Consider the following 18,888-nt stretch of genomic DNA (forward strand, 5'->3'; position numbering starts at 1 on the left):
GATGTCCTTGTGGAGACTGGGGAAAATCGGGGTAAGCCTGAAAATACAAGGGGTTGCGGCGGTGGTTTAACGAGGGAAGGAGCGGAATGTCAGAAAAATCGAGTGCGGCAAAAGTTAGGATGGCTTTTACGACGTAAATGCGCTTATCGATTCGTTCAGGGAAATCAGCAGTTTCTAGAGGGCGTCGATGGCGATCGTAACGGTCGCGGTGCCAATCGGCTTGCCCTTTTCGTCGGTGACGACGAAGCTCGCCTGAGTCTCCAGATGCTGCGTCGACTCGTCGCGTTCCGCCCGGCCGACATAGATATCCGGCGAACCGAGGGCGAAGGTTTTCAGAAATTTGTCCTCGTCACCTTGCCAGTAGTCCGTCGTGATGGTGCTCTGGCCGACATTCAGCCCGTGACGGTCCGTGACGAAGAACTCGATGATCGCTCCCTGCGAATCGTCCTGCTTCGATTTGAGATAATGCGAGATGGATTTAGCCATCAGCACCCTGACCATCTGGAAATCGCCCTGCGCGACCTCGGCCCGGTACGTTTCGTCGAGCACCCGCATGTCCATCTCGCTGACATCGCCGAATTTGGCGTTCTGCTCCTCGATCGCCTTCATGACGACAGGAGCCTCGACCATCGGCCGGACCAGCTTTTCGACATAGTCACGCACGATGCCGATATAGACCGGCTCAGCCCCGGCAGGCGAATAAGGAAACAGGCAGCAGATCAGCCCGAAGGCTGCCGTTCGAATCTTGCCCCAGCATGCCATTGCGCTTCCCCAACCGCATTCAGTCGCACCTTGCATCCGGCCTCTACGACCGGTAGTTGCCTGACGCTATGCTAATAAAATAAAACGGACGTTACCGAACCGGGGCTGGAATCCGCTATCGGGGAGACAAAAATTGGGACAATTTCCGGTCGTAAAACCGGAGGTTGCTCGCGTTGGCGGCTATTAGAGCAATTCCAGCAAAAGTGCGAAGCGGTTTTGCGTCCGGAATTGCGTGGAAACAAAGGATACTCTAGCCGCGCGCGCCCTTGGCGATCGGCTCCTGGTAGGTGAAGCCCATATCCCAGGGGAAATAGATCCAGGTGTCCTGGCTGACTTCGGTGATGAAGGTATCGACCGTCGGCACGCCCTTGGGCTTGGCGTAGACGCAGGCGAAATGCGCCTTGGGCAGCATGCCGCGCACTTGAGCGGCGGTCTTGCCGGTATCCGTGAGATCGTCGACGACAAGAACGCCTTCGCCGCCGTTTTCCATGAGCTCGGGCGCAATGCCCTTGAGCAGCACCATGTCGCCCTGATTGACGTAGTCGTGATAGGAGGCGACGCAAACTGTTTCGATGAGACGGATGTTCAGTTCGCGCGAAATGATCGCCGCCGGAACAAGGCCGCCGCGCGTGATGCAGACGATCGCTTTGAATTCCTGGCCGAGGCCTGCAAGCCGCCAGGCAAGCGCGCGCGCATCGCGGTGGAACTGATCCCAGGAAACGGGAAAGGCTTTATCGGGAAGGGACATCGGGCTGCTCCGCGGCATGGAAAAAACGACACGCCGTTTGCCGGCGACCGAATGAACATCGGCTGGCAAAATGCAAATCGCGCAGCCGGAACTGCGCGATGGATGCCGAAGCCTGATATCATCGGTCGCCGCAATTAGCGGGATTTGGAGGCAAAAGGCAAGAGCGGGCTTAACGCGAGAGCAATGTCAGCGCCGTCATGGACTGCAAAAGTGTCTTCGTCGTCCCGCCGAAGATCGCCTGCCACAGCCAGGAATGCGTGTAGGCGCCCATGACCAGAAGGTCGATGCTGTCGTCCGAAAGCCGGTTCTCGATGATGTGCGAGGCGTTCTTGTCGCCGCTTGCGGTCGTGGCGAGCGTTACGTTCACCCCGTGACGGGCAAGCGTTGCGGCGATGTCCGCGCCGGCTGTGGTTGGCGACTGCGTGGCCGTTTCGGCCGGATCGACCGAGAAGATCTCCACCGCTTCGGCAGCCTTCAGGATCGGCAGGGCGTCGAAAGTGGCGCGTGTGGCTTCCTTGGAGCCGTTCCAGGCAATCAGTACGCGCTTGATCGGCTTCTGCTGGCGAATGATGTAGGGGATCATCAGCACCGGGCGGCCGCTTTCGAACAGGAAGTCATCGACATCAACATGACTGTCGGAGGGCCTTGCCGGATCGGCCTGCGAGGCGATCAGCAGGTCGGCGCTGCGCGCGCTTTCGATCAGCGGCGCCGAGCCGTATCCCGTCGAAGTGGCAAAGGCGCGCCATTCGAAGGAAGCACCGGAAGCCTCCCCACGGGCGCGGAAAATCCGCTCGACCTCGACAGTTTCGGAATGGGCCATATCCTGAAGCGCCTGCACGGCGACCGGATCGGGAATTTCCATCGGCGCGAGCAGCGGCACGGCGGCGATCGTTTCGGCATGCAGGCCGATCACGTGGGCGCTGCTTTCAGCGGCAATGGCAAAGGCGAAATCGGCAACGGCGGCGCTATTGTCTGCTGTATCCAGAATGGCAAGAATGGTTTTATAAGACATATCAATTCTCCTTTGCGGCTGAAATGATGGTCCGCGAGGAAAGAAATGTACCGGGACACGCTGCGGTTCCTTGACCGGGATCAAGACCGCAGAACCTCTCACGCTTCCGCCTGATAGTTTTCGGCAATGTCCTTCCTGCGTCTGATATCCTCGATCATGGCCCGCACGTCCGCACCCGCAGACTCGATCACATCCTGCGAGCGACCGCGCACGACGATTTCGGTCGAGAATTTCTGCCCGACATACCGGGGATAGGAGCCGATGCTGGTTTCCGGATGCGCCTTCTGGATCGCCGTGAGCGGCGTTCCGATCTCGCCTTCGCCATAGGGGCAGGCGATAGCGAGCGAGAGGACGGGCGTGCCTGTCCTCAGCGTCGGCAGCACATTGTCGACCATGGCCTGGAAGACCTGCGGAACGCCGGCCATCACATAGACATTGCCGATGACAAAGCCGGGCGCTGTCGAAACCGGGTTGGCGATATGTGCGGCGCCGCGCGGCATGCGGGCCATGCGCTGGCGGGCCTCGGTGAATTCCATTTCGCGGCGCCTGTACATTTCCGCAAGCAGCGCCATCGCCGCCGTATCATGCTGGCAGGGCACGCCGAAAGCCTTCGAGACGGCATCCGCAGTGATATCGTCATGCGTCGGCCCGATACCGCCCGAGGTGAAGACATAATCGTATTTGCCGCGAAGCGCATTCAGTGCCTCGACGATAGCATCCTCCTCGTCGGCAACGATGCGCACCTCTTTCAGGTCTATGCCCGAAATGGTCAGCATGTCGGCGAGGTGGCCGATATTCTTGTCCTTGGTGCGGCCGGAAAGAAGCTCGTCGCCGATGGCTAGCATGGCGGCGGTAACGACGGTCTCATTGCTCATGGGGATATTTCCGTGGTGTGAAGCTTGGAAATAGGTAGCGCCGTTTGGCCGTTTTGCAAACGCCAAAGCGGCCAAACGGCAAGCCCCCTCAACCGGAGACGAAACGGCAAGTGAATTTTCGTCTACAGGCGGTGAACAGTGAGTTCTTGCGCGCGGGGCTATGTTGAACCAGATGCGCTGGTAGAACGTTCGTGGTCAGGAAATTCAATCAATCCTTGGAGATAACAATGGCGAAGATTCTCGTCCTCTACTACTCGGCTTACGGCCACATCGAAACCATGGCTTATGCCGTAGCCGAAGGCGCGAAGTCCGCCGGCGCTGATGTCGTCGTCAAGCGCGTTCCGGAATTGGTTTCGGAAGAAGTCGCCAAGGCTTCCTATTACAAGCTCGATCAGGCAGCCCCGATCGCCACCGTCGACGAACTGGCTGATTACGATGCGATCATCGTCGGTGCCGGCACGCGTTTTGGCACGGTCGCCTCGCAGATGCGCAATTTCTGGGATCAGACCGGTGGCCTGTGGTTCACCGGCAAGCTCGTCGGCAAGGTCGGCTCGATGTTCACTTCGTCCGCAACACAGCACGGCGGTCAGGAATCGACGATCCTCGGCTTCGTCCCGACGTTCCTGCATCACGGCATGGCCTATGTCGGCCTTCCCTATGCTTTCCAAGGTCAGATGGGTACGGAAGAAGTAAAGGGCGGCTCGCCTTATGGCGCCTCCACCATCACCAACGGTGACGGCTCCCGCCAGCCTTCGGCAATCGAGCTCGAAGCTGCCAAGTATCAGGGCGCACACGTCGCCAAGGTGACTGCAAAACTGGCTTGAGCTTCGCGACAATCGAGTTCTGAGACGGCGGTCCCTTGGGCCGCCGTTTTATTTTGGGATAAAGTTATCGGCAGGTTTCGCAAAACGCAGAGGTTGTCCTGCAAACAAAAACTTGACGAATCCGCCTAAGTCGTTGATCTGGACGGCGCGCGAGCGTGGCGAAACTGGTAGACGCAAGGGACTTAAAATCCCTCGGCCTTAGGCTATACGGGTTCGATCCCCGTCGCTCGCACCATCTTCATAAACGTGTTCGAATGTGCTTGTATAGTGTGGATAAACCATAGGCAGTGCTTGTCTGTGGTCTCAACGGTGCAAAAAATGTAGGCACTGTGCGGTTGAGTAAGTGTTGTCTTAGTGGGAGTAAGGCGATGGTTTACGACTGGAATGGTGCAAGGACCCGGCGCATCAAGCTTTTTAAGATGAGCGTCCTTCTACTATTAGGAACCGTGGTCGCCGCGGTGCCGCTTTTCTTCTGGGCTTTGCAGACACGCGGTCTTTAGCTTTCCGATCCACCGTCAGCGGCGGACAAATTCGGTGGCGGTATTCGCTTCCGTTTTCGCTTCACGCCATTTGTTGAAGGCCCAGCCGGCGGCTAAGCCGAGTGCTGCGCCTGCTGCCTTGACGCCTGCATCGTGAAGGCGCGCATGCCGCGTCGGCGACAGGTACTGCAGATATTCGATCGCGATGGCACCGAAGATCAGCAGCGCGGCGACTGTTTTCCATTGTCTCGGATAGGCAAGAGCGAAAGCCAGCCCTGCCGCGAGGTAAGCCGCAGCGCGGTCGATGTCAGGTGTCTCGATCGTGTGGGGTCGCAATTCGATCGGTGAAACCGTGACGAACAGGATGAAGGCGAGAAGAAGCCACGCCAGCGGCTTTGTGATCTTGGATGTCATCTTGCTGTCATATTAGCAATTTCTATGCGACATCAAGTTAGAAGCCGTCCACGTGATCTGGATCTTCGGTGCAATCAGACGACGCCGTTAAGGAAGCCTTTCATCGGGTGAACCGCAAATGGCGCAAACGGACTTCTTTCCACAAGCGGCCTGTGTCATAGCGACGTCTGGATTTTGAAGAATGGACGAACGCCCGTGACAAGACACGATGTCGAAGGCGCCGAAGAGGCGATGCGCAGCCTTTTCCCCGCCACGCCGCTGCAGCTCAATGATCACCTTTCCGCCCGCTATGGCGCCGATATCTGGCTGAAGCGCGAGGATCTTTCGCCGGTGCGATCCTACAAGATCCGCGGCGCGTTCAATTTCTTCCGCAAGGCGATTGCCAAGGGCGCGGGCGGCAAGACCTTCGTCTGCGCCTCCGCCGGCAATCATGCGCAGGGCTTTGCCTTCGTCTGCCGCCATTTCGGCGTGCCGGGCGTCGTCTTCATGCCGGTCACCACGCCGCAGCAGAAGATCGACAAGACCCGCATGTTCGGCGCCGGCTTCATCACCATCGAACTCATCGGTGATTTCTTCGACCAATGCTATCAGGCGGCGCGCGATCACGTGGAGGCGATCGGCGGCGTCATGGTGCCGCCCTTCGATCATGCTGATATCATCGAGGGGCAGGCGACGGTCGCCGCAGAAATCATGCAGCAGCTTCCCGAGGGAACGATACCGGACATGGTCGTCCTGCCGGTCGGCGGCGGCGGCCTTGCCGCCGGTATCACCGGTTTTCTCGACGGCATCATGCCGCAATCCGACTTCGTCTTTGCCGAGCCTGCCGGCGCGCCGAGCCTGCGCCGCAGCCTCGAGGCGGGGCAGATCGTGACGCTGTCGAAGGTCGACAATTTCGTCGATGGCGCAGCGGTCGCCCGCATCGGCGACCTGAATTTCGCAGCGCTGAAGAGTTTTTCGGCCGAACAGGTCAGGCTGATGCCGGAAAACGCCATCTGCGTCACCATCCAGGAGATGCTGAACGTCGAAGGCGTGGTGCTGGAACCGGCCGGAGCCCTGGCGCTGACGGCGATCGCCGCCATGGATCGCGAGGCCATCAAAGGCAAGACGATCGTTGCCATCGTCTCAGGCGGCAATTTCGATTTCGAGCGGCTGCCCGATGTCAAGGAAAGGGCCATGCGCTACGCCGGTCTGAAGAAATACTTCATCCTGCGTCTTGCCCAGCGTCCCGGCGCGTTGCGCGATTTTCTCAATCTCCTCGGACCGCATGACGATATCGCCCGCTTCGAATATCTCAAGAAATCGGCGCGCAATTTCGGTTCGATCCTGATCGGTATCGAGACGACGGCGCCGGAGAACTTCGCGACGCTGGTCGCCAATTTCGAAAGGTCAGGCATGGGCTTCGAGGACATCACCGAAAACGAGATCGTCGCAAACCTGATCATTTGACTTTGCGTGAACAGCACTGCGTGCTAAAGGCGGATTATGGCTTCGTTCCTTTCAAACATTCTTTCGGTCTTCTCTGGCGGTAGCAAATCCTCAAATGAGGCAGTTGCGGGTCCTTCCGGCGAGCCGCAGCTCTATGGCGATTGCACCATCTATGCGGAGCCGCAGAAGGAAGGCGGCCAGTATCGTCTTGCCGGCCATATTGAAAAGAAAGTCGGTGAGGACGTTCTCGTGCGCAAGTTCATCCGCGCCGATCTCTTTTCATCGTCCGATGATGCGATCGAATGCACGGTGCGCAAGGCGCAGCAGATTATCGACCAGCACGGCCCCTCTCTTTTCAGTGATGGCGAGAAGCTTCGGCAGGTCTGAGGGCGCGAGCCGGGCAAGCCTTGTCCGAGCTGACATTTACCGTTGTTTTTCAAAACTATGACAGCATTTCCGTGGCGGAAGCTGCTGGTTTGCTCACCTAATCTTAAAGGATTATGGCGAAGGTGGCGCCTGCAGGTTTTGCAGGGCGCCGTTTGTGTTTGAGCTTTCCGGACGATTGACCAGAAGATCCGCCGCGGTGGCTGTGGCTCGCTCGTGCGCTCCTGTTGTCGGCGGAGGGCTGTGATGGAGCTCCTAAACACTGCGCTCTTCATCGTCGAAGCCGTCGGCTATTTCGTGCTGATGGTCAGTCTCCTGCATTTTCGCCAGCGCCTCGGATTGGGCGTCTTCCTGACTGCGCTCGGCGTCATGCATTTCATGGAGACCTACCTTGCTGCGGTCTTCTATGTTTCCCTGCCGTTCGGGAACGTATCGCCGGGGTCTTCGATCTTCTTTTCCGGCAAGCTGATGATGATTCTCATGCTCTACCTGCAGGAGGATGCGGCGACCGTCCGCCAGCCGATCTATGGTCTGTTTCTCGGCAATCTCCTGACCGTCGCCATTGCCTGGGTGATGCAGCTTCATCAGCCGCTGGATCTGTCGCCCGGCCATCCGGCAGACGTTAATTTCTTGAAGGAAATGGGATGGCTGATGGTGTGGGGCACGGCAATCCTCTACCTCGACTCGCTCGGCATCATCCTGCTCTACGAGAAGCTTAGCGATTTCATGCGCCGCCGCGTCGTGCTGCGCTTCATGATCGCGGGCCTTGTGCTTCTGACATTTGACCAGATCCTCTTCTTCAGCGGCCTGCATTATTTCATGGGCGTGCCGATGACGGCCTTCTGGGCTGGATGGAAAGCCAAGATGCTGGCCGTCTGCCTCTATTCACTGATGTTCGCCGTCTATGAATTCCGTATCCGCAGAGCCGGTATTGCCGCCTCGGCCCGCTCGATCAGCGACCTCTTCGGGGATCTGACATTCCGCGAGCGCTATAACGATCTACTGGAGCGCACCGGCCGCGACATGCTGACCGGCGTCTATGACCGCAGCCGCATGGAACTGGAGGCGCCGCTGATGGTGCGCGAAGCGCTGCGGCAGGGCCAGTACGCGACCGTTCTCATCATCGATGCCGACCATTTCAAGGACGTCAATGACGGCTTCGGCCATCTGCAGGGCGACGAGGTTCTGAAGGCCATTGCCTCGAGGCTCGGAACGACGCTGCGCTCCAGCGACCGTATCTTCCGCTTCGGCGGCGAAGAGTTTGTCGCCGTTTGTCCAGGCACAAGCCATGAGGAAGGCTTGCTGCTCGCCGAGCGCCTGCGCTGGACGATCGTGACCAGTGTGACGACGCCCGATGATGCGTCGGTATCGGTGAGCATAGGGGCTGCAACCGCCGACGAAGATGGTACCAGTTTCACGACCGTGCTTTCGGCGGCAGACAGCCGCCTCTACGAGGCAAAGAAAAGCGGCCGCAACTGTGTCGTCGGCCGCTCCGGTGTCGTGAAAGTCAGCTAGCTTCCGCCCGCTCAGGCGGCGCGGAAAATCTTGGCGCCGGAGGGAGCGCTCGTCATCCCGCCGTCGACGGTGATCTCGATCCCGGTGACATTGCTGGAATCGCTGGAGGCGAGATAGAGCGCGGCCTTTGCAATCTCATCTGCTTCGCTCATGCGGCCAAGCGCGCTCATGTTCCCGAGCTTTTCTTCGAGTGCCGACATTGCATCTTCGGTCTGCGCATAGGGCGACCAGATCGGTGTGCGCGTGCCGCCCGGCGTTACCTGATTGACGCGGATACCGCGGGGCGCAAGTTCGGAGGCAAGGTTGCGCGTCATGGAGCGCACTGCACCCTTGGTGGCGGCATAGGCCGACCAGCCTGGTGCGCCGAGAACGGCATGGACCGAGCCGTTGAGGATGACAGAAGCGCCATCATTCAGATGCGGAAGCGCCGACTGGACCGTGAAGAAAACTGAGGTGAGGTTGGTGCTGATGATCTTTTCGAACTGTTCCAGCGAGGTCTGGCCGAGCGGCGTTGCGCCGCCGATGCCGGCGTTGGCAAAGACGATATCGAACTTGCCGACGGCAGAAGCTGCCTCGGCGAAGACCTTCTCCGCCGCCGCAACGTCTGTGAGATCGATCTTCAGCGTCAGCACGTCGCCGCCAAGTGCTTTCTTGGCCGCTGCGAGTGTTTCCGGGTTGCGGCCGGTGATGATGACCCTCGCGCCTTCGGCAACGAAAACCTTGGCAGTGGCAAGCCCGATACCGCTATTGCCGCCGGTAATGAGCGCGATCTTGTTCTTGAGACGCATGGAGTGGCTCCTATTGGAAAATGACTCGATCTGGATTATGATCGGTATCCACAAGGATTATGGCTGTAATCCACATGAGTCAAGTCCGCATATCGGGAGATTTTCGATGGGTCATTCGCAATTGGAAAAGCAGAAGACGCACGACAGGATCGTCGAGATCGCTTCCAAGCGTCTGCGAGAGAAAGGACTGGAAGGGCTCGGCGTGGCCGATCTGATGAAGGAGGCGGGGCTGACTGTTGGCGGCTTCTACAAGCATTTTGCCTCGCGCGACGAGATGGTGGCCGAAGCCATGAAACTGGCTTTCGGCTCCTGGGAAGCGAAGGTGCGTTCGGAGGGCAGGGTACCGGCAGATATTACGATGGCGGAATATTCCGCTAGTTATCTGAGCCCGCATCATCGCGAGGACGTGAGCGGCGGTTGCCCCTTTGCGGCTCTGACGGCCGACCTTGCCCGTAGCGGCGAGAAATGCCGTTCGCTTGCGACCGATCAGTTGAAGGCGAATCTGGGAAATATGGCCGGACGCGTGGCAGCGGCCGATCAGGCGCAGGCACGTCGCAAGGCGATTATTCTCTCCAGCCTGATGACGGGTGCCGTCGGCCTCGCACGCATTGTCGATGACGAAGAGCTCTCCAACGAAATCCTGGAGACGGTCCGCTCCTTCGCCGACTTCGCGGGAAAATGAAAGGGCCGGCATCGCGCCGGCCCTATCGAGTGTAACTTCTTAATTCACGGATTAGGCAGCAAGCGCGAGCTCTTCGACGCGCGACTTGGCAGCGCCGATGGCCTTCTCCGCTGCTTCCGGGCCGAAGGCGAGACCTTCGACATAGATGGTTTCTATATCGGTGATGCCGAGGAAGCCGAGAACCGACTTCAGGTACGGAACGGCGTGGTTCATGCCCGCAGCCGGACCCTGAGAGTAGACGCCGCCGGAGGCGAGAACGACATAGACCTTCTTGCCGGTGGCGAGGCCGACCGGGCCGCTTTCGGTGTACTTGAACGTAAGGCCTGCGCGGGCGACGTTATCGATCCAGGTTTTCAGCGACGAATAGATGTTGAAATTGATGAGGCCGGTGCCGATGACGATGCTGTCGGCGGCAAGAAGCTCGTTGACCAACTCGTCAGAAGTCTTCACGGCGGCAGATTCCTCAGCTGTGCGGGTTTCCGGCGGCTTGCGGATGGCGGCGGTGAACAGATCATCGATATGCGGCAGCGGATTTGCGGCGAGATCGCGACGAACGACGACGCTGCCCGGGTTCTGGCTCTTGAGCTTATCAGCCAGCTCGACCGCGATCGAGGTGGATAGAGATTCCGAACGCGGGCTGGACGTCAGAAGAAGAATGGAAGACATGGTTGAATTTCCTCTCGAATTGGGTTTCAGCGGCCGGTTGGGAGCGGCAAACCGCTGTGTTCGAGAGAAGAAATAAGGCTGGCCCGCTATCGAAAAAACTGGGATAATGTCGATCAAAATTATCGATGGATTGGATGGAAGATGCTTCCGAACCCGACACTGGATCAATTACAGGTTTTCCTGACGGTCGCCGAAACCGGCAGCTTCTCGGCAGCCTCGCGCGTGCTGAACCGCGCGCAGTCGGTGATCAGCTATACGATCGCCAATCTGGAAGCCCAGCTCGAAGTGCCGCTCTTCGAGCGTTCCGGCGCCCGCCAACCGAAACTGACGGATGCCGGCAAGGCGATGCTGGAAGACGCCCGCCGGCTGATGGCCGACCTCGAGGTCATGCGCGCTCGCGTGAAAAGCATCAAGCAGGGGCTGGAGGCGGAGCTTTCTCTGGCAATCAGTGTCATGGTGCCTGCCGATGCCGTCATGATGGTGCTGCGCGAGTTCCGCGAAAAATTCCCGGGTGTAGCCCTCAATCTCAATGTCGGCGAGCTCGGCATGGTCATGGACATGGTGATGAGCGACAAGGCCGGTATTGGGATTGGCGGGGCGCTTGTGAGGCAGGACGATTCGCTTGTAGCCGAAAAGATCGGCTACTCGTTCATGGTTCCCGTGGTCGCACCCGATCATCCGCTGGCGAGCATTGGTCGTCCGCTGACACTGGTTGATGTGCGCGAAGAGATCCAGCTTGTGGTTTCCGATGCCTCCGGCTTGACCAAGGGGCGGGACTTCAACGTCCTGTCTTACAGGACATGGCGTGTCAGCGACATTGCGACCAAGCACCAGCTCATCAAGGGTGGTCTCGGCTGGGGTGGCCTGCCGGTTTCGGTCGTCGGAGAGGACATCATGAAGGGCAATCTGGTCGCCATCAAGCTGGAGGCTTACGAGCAGGGCGAATACCCGATCTACGCCATGCGCAGGGCCGCCAATCCGCCAGGCCCCGCCGGGCAATGGCTGATCGAGGCCTTTCGCGGGCGGCTCTCCATGTGTCCGAGCCATGGCGAAATGATCAACATACTGGGCATTGACGGGCTGCATGCCATTCCCGAAGCTGCCGAATAGCCGCACGGTTGACGGGTTTCCGGCCTTTGCTATAACGGCGTCACGGTCTGCAGTTCACCGAGGCGTCGCCGTCCCGCAAGGGAAGCTAAACCTGCTCCAGAGAGATTATCAGCACTTGTCCTGTGCCGAAGTCGAAAGCCGGCGACCACCGACACCTTTTCGAGGGAACGGCGCGTTGAGGATAAGACGTGACCAAATCTATCTTTCCAATGGAAATCGCCGATCTTTCGGCTTTCGCCAAATCTCTCCGCACGCAGATCGAAGCGCTCGCTGACAAGCCGAGCCATGTCGAGATGCTCAATCTACTGACCCGCGCGGCGGGTTATCGTAACTACCAGCATTTCCGCAGCGTGGCGCAGTCTGCGGCGGTCCTGAAGGACTGGAGCCTGAAGCTGGATCCCGAGCCTTTGCCGAACGAAGACCGCGTGCTGAAGGCGTCGCGCCATTTCGATGGCAATGGCCGACTGATCCGCTGGCCGGGCAGGAGAGGGCTGCAGGAACTTTGCTTGTGGTTCCTGTGGTCGAAAATACCGGCGGATACGGAACTGACGGAGCGTGAAATCAGCGATTTGCTGAGCCGCTTGCATCTCTTCGGCGATGCGGCACTGCTGCGCCGCGAGCTTTTCGATTTCGGGCTTGTCCACCGCACCCGGGATGGCAGGCAATATCGCAGGATCGAAAGGAAGCCGCCGGTTGAACTCGGCATGCTTCGTCGTTGCATCGAAGCTGAGGCAGAAATTGCTTGAACGAAAAGGGCGCGGTTGAAGAAACCGCGCCCTTGCGGCTTTAGAGAACCAGCCTGAACTTCGCGAATCCTTCGGCGCCTTCGCCGGCATCCTCGATCTTCACGCTCTTGACGTCGGCAAGGTATTGCTTGGCCTTCGGTCCGCTTTCGAACACGACGGTCGTGCCGGGCAGGGGCTTGAAGGTCCAGTTGCCGTCGGCGGAGGGGTTGATCGTGCCCTGATCATGGACATAGCGGACGATGACGTCGCGGTTGGTATCCGGCGCCTGGAAAATCACCTTGTCGGAGGCGATGTCCGGGAAACTGCCACCGCCGCCGGCACGGTAGTTGTTGGAGACGACCACGAATTTCTGGGCTGGATCGATCGGTTTGCCGTCGAAGGCAAGGTTCTGGATGCGGTTCGCGTCCGGATTGACCGGCTTGCCCGACGAATCATATTTGGGCGGCTGCGACAGGTCGATCTGATAGGTCACGCCATCGATGACGTCGAAATTGTAGGACGGGAAGTCACTGTTGAGGAGGACCGCGTCCTTCGCGCCGGGTTCGATATGATTGAACATGCCCGCAGACATTTCCAGCCACTCTTTCACCTGCGCGCCGGTAATCGCGACGGCCTGAACCGTATTCGGGTAGAGATAGAGGTCGGCAACGTTCTTGATGGCGATATCGCCGGCCGGAACATCCGTATAGTAGTCCGCACCGCCACGGCCGCCGGCCTTGAAGGGGGCTGCAGCGGAGAGAACCGGCAGATCCTTGAACTGCGTATCCGCCAGCATCTGTTTGATATACCAGGTCTGAGCCTGTGAAACGATCTGTACCGACGGATCGTCGGCGACGAGCGCAAAGTAGGAATAAAGCGGTGCGGAGGTCTTGCCGACAGGCGTGCGGACATAGGCAAGTGTTGCCTCATGCTCTGCCTTGGTAGCCTCGACGACTTCCTTCTTGTCTGTGACATCGGCAACGACCTTCTTCTTGTCGTCGCGATGGTAGATCGGCCGCGCTTCTGACGTGAAGTCGACGATCTTCCAGCTGTTGCCGTCTTTCTCCAGCAGAAGGTCGATGAGGCCGAGATGCGAGCCCCAGAAGCCTGCCATGACGGCGGGCTTGCCATGCAATGTGCCCTTGATCGGATCGGCATTGCTTATGCCATCCCAGCTCTTCGGGCCGGGGAAAACGAGATGCTGGTGACCGGTGAAGATCGCATCGATCCCCTCGACGGCTGCAAGATGCAACGAGGCATTTTCCATCTTTTCGGACGGGGCGGAACCGTCGATGCCGGAATGGGAAAGGGCGATGACGATATCGGCGCCGGCCTCCTTCATGGCCGGCACCCAGGCCTTGGCCGCCTCGACGATATCGCGGGTCTGCGCCTTGCCTTCGAGATTCTTGACATCCCACAGCATGATCTGCGGCGGCACGAAGCCGATGAAGCCGATCTTGACGGGGCTTTCATTGCCTGAGCCATCCTTGATCTGCTTTTCGACGATGACGTAGGGCTTGAAGAACAACTCGTCCTGCTTCGGGTTGGAGGCGAGCTGACCCTTGGTCAGGTTGGCGCAGACGAAGGGGAAGTTCGCGCCGTTCAGCACCTTGAACATGAAGTCCAGGCCATAATTGAACTCGTGGTTTCCGAGCGTGCCGACGGTGTAGCCGAGCGTGTTCATCCCCTTGATAACCGGATGGATATCGCCGTCCTTCATGCCGTGTTGATAGGCCATATAGTCGCCCATTGGATTGCCCTGCAGCACATCGCCATTGTCGATCAGCAGCGAGTTGACGGCTTCTGCCCGGATTGTGTCGATGATGGTTGCCGTACGCGACAGGCCCATCGTGTCGTTCGGCTTGTCGGCATAATAGTCATAGGGGAGGACGTTGACATGGATGTCGGTCGTTTCCATCAGCCGCAGATGCGCCTGGTTTGCGGCAGCGCGGGCGCTGAATGGGTGCAGCAGCACGAGAGCGGAAGTGGCGGCGAGACCGCCGAGCAGGGAACGGCGGCTCATCGTAGGCACATCGAAAATGGAAGACATGGCAACTCCTTTTGACATCATACATCACCCGGTTCGCTGAACTTAGGATGATTGGCGAAGGAGTACATCGCGAAAATGACAGAAGGGCAACAACGATGCCGCAAAGGCGGCATCGTTTTGAAAAGCTTAGCGAACGCGCGGCACGTCGCGATGGAAGAAGCGGAAATAGGAGGCAATGAGCGCACGCGCATTGGAATTCACGTCGAACTGGATGCCGACGCGGCCGTTGTGTTTCCAGCGGATGACGCCGTCGAGCAGGCCGAGATCCTCTGCTTCGATCCGCACTTTGCTGCCGGAGGCTGCATGGAGCGGCGCCTTGACCTCGAGCGCTGCACCCGTGGCGGAAAGATCGAGGATGCGGGCATCCACCTGGCTGTTCATATAGCGGATCTTGCCGAAGACGCGGCAGTTCTTCCGGTCAGCCTTCCGCGCAGTTATCTTGAGATTACGTGTCATGCTTGTCCCCATGAAGAATTCGGGAAAAGCATAGGCCCGGAAAATTGAAATGCCTTTAGGCGCTTGTCTAAAATTGCGCCGAAAGTCTCAATTCTGCACGGTCGCCCGCCGCGCCACGACATGTTCGCGCCAGACCGTGAAGATACCCGCCGCGACCACGATGAGCGAGCCGAAGATCATGTTCAGCGTCAGCGTTTCCCCGTAGATGAGCACCCCGAGGATGGAGGCATAGACGAGTTGGATATAGGTGAGCGGCTGGACCGCGGCCGCATCGAGAGCGTCATAGGCGCGGATCAGGAAATAATGGCTCGACGTGCCGGTCAGGCAAACCGCAAGCATCCACATCCAGTCCCATCCATGGACCGGCGTCCAGTAAAAAGGCCCGGCAAGCGTCATGACGGCGGCCCCGACGACACCCGTGTAGAAGAAGCTCGTCATCGCCGAATCCTGCCGGCTCACATAACGCGTGGCGATCACGTAAAGCGCGAAGTTGAAGCATGAAACGACCGCGAGAAGCAGATTCACATCGAAAAATCCGCCTTCCGGCTTAAGGATCAGCAGCACGCCGAGAAGCCCGACACCGATCGCGGTCCAGCGGCGCCAGCCGACCTTCTCGCCGAGAAGCGGAATGGCAAGCAGTGCGACGATGATCGGGGTAGCGGCAAAGATCGCCTGCGAATGCGCAAGGCCGATCAGCGCAAAGCAGGTGATTGCCAGCACCACTTGCGTGGCAAGCAGAACACCGCGCGAAAACTGAAGAAAGGGATGTTTCGTGCGGGCGGTGGCAGCGATGCCGCCGCGCATCCTTGCAGCCAGAACCACGGTGAACAGACCGAAAGCCCAATAGCGCACCATTGTCACGAAGATGGGTGAATAGGTTGAACCAAGATGCTTCGAGATTGCGTCCTGCGCCGAAAAGATGGTGAGCGCGAGAAGCAGGAAGATATAGCCGTGGGTCTTGGATTTCATGTCTTGCCGTTGAAGCGGGAGATGCCCGCAGAGCCAAGCTAGGGCAGGGTTTCAGTCGCTTTGCAAGGGCTCAGAGGCCGACATTCGGCCTGTCGATGATTTCGCGCAGCGCAAAGCTGGAGTTGATCTTCACCACATGCGGCAACGCCGAAAGCCAGTCGCGATGGATACGCTCATAATCTTCCAGGTCACGTGCGGCGACCCGCAGGATATAGTCGTACTCCCCGGACATCAGGTAGCAGACGAGCACGTTCGGACAGCGCTTCACTGCCGCCTCGAATTCCGACAGCGTCTTGGCGAACTGGCCGGATAGCGAGATATGCACGATGGCGATCATCTTGTAGTCGAGCGCCTTATGCGAAACCCGCGCATGATAGCCGCCGATGACACCACTCTTTTCGAGAATGTCGAGCCGCCGAGAACAGGCGGAAGGCGACAGTCCCACCTTGTTGGCAAGCTCCGCATTGGTGATACGCGCGTTGATCTGCAACGCCTTCAGAATCGCAAGATCGATATTATCGAGGTCAGACATTCGAAGAACCTTCGAAAAATGGAGGAGTGACGCAATAATCTTCGAAAATTTGCATCAAGGCAAATCCTCTTTGCAAGGACATTTCTTGGCCGTGGTGCTTGGATTTAGAGGCAAGAAAACGCTCCGCGGAATGCGGACATAAAATGAGAGGAACGCGAATGCGTGTCGGCTGCCCGAAGGAAATCAAGAACCATGAATATCGCGTCGGTCTGACGCCGGCTTCGGTAAGAGAATATGTCGCCCACGGCCATGAGGTCTGGGTGGAAACGAAGGCGGGCGCCGGCATTGGTGCCGATGATGCCGCCTATGTGGCTGCTGGCGCGAAGATCGCCGCCTCGGCCAAGGATATCTTCGAAAAGTGCGACATGATCGTCAAGGTCAAGGAGCCCCAGCCCTCGGAATGGGTGCAGCTCCGCGACGGTCAGCTTCTTTACACCTACTTGCATCTCGCGCCCGATCCGGAACAGACCAAGGGGCTGCTCGCCTCCGGCGTCACGGCCATCGCCTATGAGACCGTGACGGACGATCGCGGCGGTCTGCCGCTCTTGGCGCCGATGTCCGAAGTCGCCGGCCGTCTTTCGATTCAGGCCGGCGCCACTGCACTGCAGAAGGCCAATGGCGGCCTCGGCATCCTGCTCGGTGGCGTGCCCGGCGTTCTGCCGGCCAAGGTTGCCATCATCGGCGGCGGCGTCGTCGGCCTGCATGCGGCCAAGATGGCTGCCGGTCTCGGTGCTGATGTCAGCATTCTCGACAAGTCACTGCCGCGCCTGCGCCAGCTGGACGACATCTTCAATGGCCGTATCCATACGCGCTATTCCAGCATCCAGGCGCTGGAAGAAGAAGTCTTCTCAGCCGATCTCGTCATCGGTGCGGTGCTGATCCCCGGTGCTGCCGCGCCGAAGCTCGTTACCCGCGAAATGCTGTCGGGCATGAAGAAGGGCTCGGTCATCGTCGACGTTGCCATCGACCAGGGCGGCTGCTTCGAAACCTCGCATGCGACGACGCATTCCGAACCGACCTATGTCGTCGACGGCGTCGTGCACTATTGCGTCGCCAACATGCCGGGTGCCGTTCCCGTCACCTCTGCTCACGCGCTGAACAATGCAACAATCGTCCACGGTCTGGCGCTCGCCGATCGCGGCCTGCGCGCCATTGCCGAGGACAAACACCTGCGCAACGGCCTGAACATCCACCGGGGGCGCATCACCAACAAGCCGGTTGCCGAGGCCTTGGGCTATGAAGCCGTAGCCCCGGAGAGCGCGCTGAACGTGGCGTAAAGCAACTGACTCAAAGTCAGACCAGGGCGCCGGCTTCCGCAAAGGCCGGCGCCTCTACTTTGTCGATCCGGCATTGATAGCAATTGTTGCGCGCCGAGCGCACATGCACATAGGCGATACCCGGCCGCGTGAGCAATTCGCCCGCATAGGCAGGAATTTTCTCGATGGGCGTGACGGCTCCGGTGCCGTAAACAATCCTGTCGTTCTCGCCATAGCCGCGGACGATGAAATCCGGGCTCGTGGTCAGGACGGGAGGTAGAATCTCGTCGGCAAAATAGCGCTGGCAGGGCTGCTTATGCAGGAAGATCGGCCCAGTCTCGGCATAGGGCTGCACTTCCGGAAAGGGCCGATAGGCGAAGACGAGCAGTTCTTCTCCGGCGCCGATATTGCGCAGGCAGTGACGGCAGGGATGGCCCGGACCATCGGAGATCATCGTCTCCGGCAAGCGATCGTAGGCGTCGCGGCCGCCGCTCCAGAGCGCTTCAGCATCTGCTGTCGGCATGGCGGAAAACTGAATGTTGGTCATGGCAAATCTCCTTTTGAGCTTTGCCATAGTGTCTGCGCTGAAGCTCAGCCAAGCCACCCGTTTCTTGCCTGAAATCGGCAAGGCCTGGGTTCGGGTGCAACGCAATCAGCTTCTTCTGGCTAGTTCCAGCAGTTCCTTGTCGCTCAGTGGCCTAACGATCCCGGTTCCCGTGGAAACGGGAGAGAAGCCGAACATTTGATAGAGCTGCAGTGCGCGCGGATGGTCGAGATTGTTGGTCGTCGTCGTGACCTTCTTCGGGTTCAGCGTCCAGATGGCGTAGAGCGCCTGAAGCAGAAACCATTTGCCGATGCCGAGGCCGAGCGCGTGCTCGAAAAGCCCAAAATGGGAAAGCTCGATCGTATCATCGTCCTCGCAAAGGTACTCGTAGAAGCCGGCTGGTGCGCCGTTGACATAGAGAACACTGATATTGTTGCGCTTTTCATGCAGCGTGGCGGCCAGCTCTTCGTCACTCATCCGCAGCCGATCGACCCAATGCCAGCGTGCGCCGACCTGCCGATAGAGATAGCGATAGAAGGCGAGCGGAATTCCGGGCGCGCGCATGATTGCCGTCTGGATATTGACGGGTACAGGCAGGCTTGCCTTCGGCGGAGCAACCATTTCAAGCCGCGTGATATGGGCCTTGAGCGAAGCGGGCGTCTTTCCCATGGG

General features: G+C 59.0%; 20 protein-coding genes, 1 tRNA gene and 1 pseudogene. 9 read left to right on the top strand and 13 right to left on the bottom strand.

Annotated elements, in window-relative coordinates; translation table 11 throughout:
* Positions 1-174: 174 nt before the first annotated feature.
* From KQ933_RS05810 to KQ933_RS05825, 4 genes are all read right to left on the bottom strand, one after another.
* Positions 175-762: a hypothetical protein gene (locus tag KQ933_RS05810; protein WP_216757771.1), complete on the bottom strand. Its 588-nt coding sequence runs from the start codon at positions 760-762 to the stop codon at positions 175-177.
* A 250-nt stretch (positions 763-1,012) separates the two neighbouring features.
* A complete protein-coding gene (gpt, locus tag KQ933_RS05815) occupies positions 1,013-1,510 on the bottom strand; it encodes a xanthine phosphoribosyltransferase (protein ID WP_007812968.1) in 498 nt (165 codons plus the stop codon).
* A 169-nt stretch (positions 1,511-1,679) separates the two neighbouring features.
* The gene (locus tag KQ933_RS05820; protein WP_216757772.1) at positions 1,680-2,522 is read right to left on the bottom strand and encodes a universal stress protein; all 843 of its coding nucleotides are present in this window, start codon (positions 2,520-2,522) and stop codon (positions 1,680-1,682) included.
* Positions 2,523-2,620: 98 nt separating this feature from the next.
* Complete coding sequence (locus tag KQ933_RS05825) at positions 2,621-3,397, bottom strand: competence/damage-inducible protein A (protein WP_216757773.1); 777 nt, start codon at positions 3,395-3,397, stop codon at positions 2,621-2,623.
* A gap of 227 nt (positions 3,398-3,624) precedes the next feature.
* On the opposite strand from KQ933_RS05825, the gene wrbA reads away from it, so the two are divergent.
* Positions 3,625-4,221 carry an NAD(P)H:quinone oxidoreductase type IV gene (wrbA, locus tag KQ933_RS05830; RefSeq protein ID WP_216757774.1) on the top strand — a complete coding sequence of 199 codons (597 nt, stop codon included), beginning with the start codon at positions 3,625-3,627 and terminating at the stop codon, positions 4,219-4,221.
* A gap of 149 nt (positions 4,222-4,370) precedes the next feature.
* Positions 4,371-4,456, top strand: a tRNA-Leu gene (locus KQ933_RS05835).
* Positions 4,457-4,736: 280 nt separating this feature from the next.
* Here the strand turns inward: KQ933_RS05835 and KQ933_RS05840 are convergent.
* Positions 4,737-5,114, bottom strand: a complete 378-nt coding sequence (locus KQ933_RS05840; RefSeq protein ID WP_216757775.1) for a VanZ family protein — start codon at positions 5,112-5,114, stop codon at positions 4,737-4,739.
* A 195-nt stretch (positions 5,115-5,309) separates the two neighbouring features.
* Between KQ933_RS05840 and ilvA the strand changes: the two genes are divergently transcribed.
* The 3 genes from ilvA (at position 5,310) to KQ933_RS05855 (ending at position 8,438) form a co-directional block, all read left to right on the top strand.
* On the top strand, positions 5,310-6,560 hold the full coding sequence (ilvA, locus tag KQ933_RS05845) for a threonine ammonia-lyase (RefSeq protein ID WP_216757776.1): 1,251 nt from the start codon (positions 5,310-5,312) through the stop codon (positions 6,558-6,560).
* A gap of 36 nt (positions 6,561-6,596) precedes the next feature.
* Positions 6,597-6,926 (top strand): HlyU family transcriptional regulator, encoded by a 330-nt coding sequence (locus KQ933_RS05850; RefSeq protein WP_216757777.1) that lies wholly within the window; start codon positions 6,597-6,599, stop codon positions 6,924-6,926.
* A gap of 240 nt (positions 6,927-7,166) precedes the next feature.
* On the top strand, positions 7,167-8,438 hold the full coding sequence (locus KQ933_RS05855) for a diguanylate cyclase (protein WP_216757778.1): 1,272 nt from the start codon (positions 7,167-7,169) through the stop codon (positions 8,436-8,438).
* Positions 8,439-8,449: 11 nt separating this feature from the next.
* Here the strand turns inward: KQ933_RS05855 and KQ933_RS05860 are convergent, their stop codons facing one another.
* A complete protein-coding gene (locus KQ933_RS05860; protein WP_216757779.1) occupies positions 8,450-9,226 on the bottom strand; it encodes an SDR family oxidoreductase in 777 nt (258 codons plus the stop codon).
* 106 nt (positions 9,227-9,332) lie between these two features.
* On the opposite strand from KQ933_RS05860, the gene KQ933_RS05865 reads away from it, so the two are divergent.
* Positions 9,333-9,908 carry a TetR/AcrR family transcriptional regulator gene (locus tag KQ933_RS05865; RefSeq protein WP_216757780.1) on the top strand — a complete coding sequence of 192 codons (576 nt, stop codon included), beginning with the start codon at positions 9,333-9,335 and terminating at the stop codon, positions 9,906-9,908.
* A 51-nt stretch (positions 9,909-9,959) separates the two neighbouring features.
* Here KQ933_RS05865 and KQ933_RS05870 read toward each other — a convergent pair whose 3' ends face one another.
* On the bottom strand, positions 9,960-10,574 hold the full coding sequence (locus KQ933_RS05870; RefSeq protein ID WP_216757781.1) for an FMN-dependent NADH-azoreductase: 615 nt from the start codon (positions 10,572-10,574) through the stop codon (positions 9,960-9,962).
* A 141-nt stretch (positions 10,575-10,715) separates the two neighbouring features.
* Here KQ933_RS05870 and KQ933_RS05875 point away from each other — a divergent pair, with 141 nt between their 5' ends.
* Together KQ933_RS05875 and KQ933_RS05880 are read left to right on the top strand one after the other, a co-directional pair.
* Positions 10,716-11,684 carry a LysR family transcriptional regulator gene (locus tag KQ933_RS05875; RefSeq protein ID WP_216757782.1) on the top strand — a complete coding sequence of 323 codons (969 nt, stop codon included), beginning with the start codon at positions 10,716-10,718 and terminating at the stop codon, positions 11,682-11,684.
* A gap of 188 nt (positions 11,685-11,872) precedes the next feature.
* Complete coding sequence (locus KQ933_RS05880) at positions 11,873-12,430, top strand: DUF2087 domain-containing protein (protein ID WP_216757783.1); 558 nt, start codon at positions 11,873-11,875, stop codon at positions 12,428-12,430.
* Positions 12,431-12,470: 40 nt separating this feature from the next.
* Here the strand turns inward: KQ933_RS05880 and KQ933_RS05885 are convergent, their stop codons facing one another.
* From KQ933_RS05885 to KQ933_RS05900, 4 genes and pseudogenes are all read right to left on the bottom strand, one after another.
* Complete coding sequence (locus KQ933_RS05885; protein WP_216757784.1) at positions 12,471-14,459, bottom strand: bifunctional 2',3'-cyclic-nucleotide 2'-phosphodiesterase/3'-nucleotidase; 1,989 nt, start codon at positions 14,457-14,459, stop codon at positions 12,471-12,473.
* Positions 14,460-14,600: 141 nt separating this feature from the next.
* Positions 14,601-14,915: pseudogene (locus KQ933_RS05890) on the bottom strand (PilZ domain-containing protein); the annotation flags it as partial.
* Positions 14,916-15,002: 87 nt separating this feature from the next.
* Entirely contained in the window at positions 15,003-15,884 is an 882-nt protein-coding gene (locus KQ933_RS05895) for a DMT family transporter (protein WP_216757786.1), read from the bottom strand.
* 70 nt (positions 15,885-15,954) lie between these two features.
* A complete protein-coding gene (locus KQ933_RS05900; RefSeq protein ID WP_216757787.1) occupies positions 15,955-16,416 on the bottom strand; it encodes an Lrp/AsnC family transcriptional regulator in 462 nt (153 codons plus the stop codon).
* Positions 16,417-16,574: 158 nt separating this feature from the next.
* Here KQ933_RS05900 and ald point away from each other — a divergent pair, with 158 nt between their 5' ends.
* Complete coding sequence (gene ald, locus KQ933_RS05905) at positions 16,575-17,693, top strand: alanine dehydrogenase (protein WP_216757788.1); 1,119 nt, start codon at positions 16,575-16,577, stop codon at positions 17,691-17,693.
* A gap of 16 nt (positions 17,694-17,709) precedes the next feature.
* Here ald and KQ933_RS05910 read toward each other — a convergent pair whose 3' ends face one another.
* Positions 17,710-18,219 carry a DUF1203 domain-containing protein gene (locus KQ933_RS05910; protein ID WP_216757789.1) on the bottom strand — a complete coding sequence of 170 codons (510 nt, stop codon included), beginning with the start codon at positions 18,217-18,219 and terminating at the stop codon, positions 17,710-17,712.
* A gap of 105 nt (positions 18,220-18,324) precedes the next feature.
* The gene (locus KQ933_RS05915; RefSeq protein ID WP_216757790.1) at positions 18,325-18,885 is read right to left on the bottom strand and encodes a GNAT family N-acetyltransferase; all 561 of its coding nucleotides are present in this window, start codon (positions 18,883-18,885) and stop codon (positions 18,325-18,327) included.
* Positions 18,886-18,888 lie beyond the last annotated feature (3 nt).

The organism is Rhizobium sp. WYJ-E13 (assembly GCF_018987265.1).
In the GTDB taxonomy this organism is placed as follows: domain Bacteria; phylum Pseudomonadota; class Alphaproteobacteria; order Rhizobiales; family Rhizobiaceae; genus Rhizobium.